We start from the raw sequence: 1,863 nt of genomic DNA on the forward strand, positions 1-1,863 counted from the left end.
GTGCACGATTTCCTCTTCCCCTGGTTCCGGCCGGTCGCCGTCACTTTTATCGCCGGTTCGCTGATCTGGTGGTTCTGGGCCAAGGCACGGGAAAAGGTGGTGAATGCGGGAGTCGCCAATGGTTGAGTTGCGGCCGAGCCTCGATATCGTCGCACCGTTCTTCAACGAGGCGGCATCGGCATCGGCCTTCGCGCGCCTGCTGGGCGAGCTCGAAGTGGCCGTGGCACAACGCTTCGGCATGACCGTACACAAGATCCTGGTCGATGACGGCAGTCGTGACGATGGCGCCGTGCGGTTTTCGCAAGCGCTGACGGGGTCGTGGGAGATCGTGCGCCTCAGCCGCAATTTCGGCAAGGAAGTCGCGGTGCTCGCCGGCCTCGACCAGTCGCGCGGCGACATGGTGCTGATCATGGACGCCGACCTCCAGCATTCCCTGGACATCAGCCTGAAGCTGATCGCCGAGCTGGTGGACCATCCGGACATCGACGTCGTCTATGCGCAGAACGACCGCCGCGAGGCGAGCTGGCGGCGCAGCCAGCTTGCACGGCTTTTCTACAGCCTGATCAACTCGAGCCAGCGTTTCGATATTCCCGAAAATGCCGGCGACTTTCGCGTCATGCGCGGCGCCGTGGCGCGCGCGCTGACCAGCCTGCGCGACAAGCGGCGCTTCAACAAGGGCCTGTTTGCCTGGGCCGGCTTTCGCCAGAAGGCGTTGCCCTATTCGCCGGAAGGCCGCGCCAGCGGCACGTCGAAATGGAGCCGGCTCAACCTGATCGCCTTCTCGCTCGAAGGTTTTACTTCCTTTTCCGTCATTCCCTTGCGTCTCATCAGCCTCAGCGGGCTGCTCGCGGCGTTGGCCGGTGCGCTCTATGGCGCCAAGGTGCTCTTCGAGGTGATCTTCTACGGCATTGCCGTTCCGGGCTACCCCAGCCTGCTGGTTGCCGTCGTCCTGCTCGGCGGCCTCAACCTGACCTTGCTTGGCCTGATCGGCGAATACGTCTGGGTCACGCTCAGCGAGAGCAAGGATCGCCCGGTCTATCTCGTGCGCGACGTCGTGCGCAGCGTGGCCCCCGCCGATCGGCCGGAGCCAGGCACTTCGAACAGATGACGCGGCGCATCCGCCTGATCGCCGACGATTACGGCCTGGCGCCCGGCGTTTCCGCCGCGATTCTCGACCTGCTCGATCGCGGCCGCCTGACCGGCACCAGCTGCATGACCGGCTTTCCGGAATGGGAAGCGGAGGCAGCGCGCATAAAACCGCTGTGCGGCCGGGCCGCGGTCGGGCTGCATCTCACCTTGACCGACCAGTTGACCATTACCGGCCGGTCGAACCTGGCGCCGGAAGGCCGGCTGCCACCGCTCCGCGCACTGGCCTTGCCTGTTCTGCGCGGCCGCATCGACGAGCGCCATGTTCATGCCGAGCTTGACGCCCAGTACAGCCGCTTCGTCGAGGCGCTTGGCCGCCGCCCCGATTTCGTCGACGGGCATCAGCATGTGCATTTCCTTCCCGTCGTGCGCACATGGCTGCGCGCGCGGTTTCCAGAAGGCGCCGACAGGCCGGCCCTACGCGGCGGCCCGGCGCTGGCCGCAGGGTCGAAGGTCGCCGCGATTGCCGCGCTCGCTGCCGGGTTCAACCGTTCGATGCAGCGCGCCGGCTTCATCGTTTTCCAGCCGCTCGCCGGCATCTATGACTGGCGGCAGCCCGAAAAGTTCACTGCGGTTCTGCAGGCCGCCGTCGAAGGGTTGCCGGAACAAGGGCTGTTCATGTGCCATCCCGGCCATGTCGACGAGACGCTGCGCGCGCGCGACACGATGCAAGGTGTGCGCGAGGTCGAATTCGCGGCCCTGGCATCGGACGCGTTC

At 66.0% G+C, this 1,863-nt stretch carries 2 protein-coding genes; both read left to right on the forward strand.

What is annotated here, in order from left to right:
• The first annotated feature begins 118 nt into the window (after positions 1–118).
• A complete protein-coding gene (locus EOA22_RS32040) occupies positions 119–1,108 on the forward strand; it encodes a glycosyltransferase family 2 protein (protein WP_063168966.1) in 990 nt (329 codons plus the stop codon).
• The coding region (locus EOA22_RS32045; RefSeq protein ID WP_164756128.1) for a ChbG/HpnK family deacetylase at positions 1,105–1,863 on the forward strand (759 nt) is incomplete at its 3' end. The genes EOA22_RS32040 and EOA22_RS32045, both read left to right, overlap by 4 nt.

It is taken from the genome of Mesorhizobium sp. M7A.F.Ca.US.014.04.1.1 (genome assembly GCF_003998745.1).
GTDB lineage: Bacteria > Pseudomonadota > Alphaproteobacteria > Rhizobiales > Rhizobiaceae > Mesorhizobium > Mesorhizobium ciceri.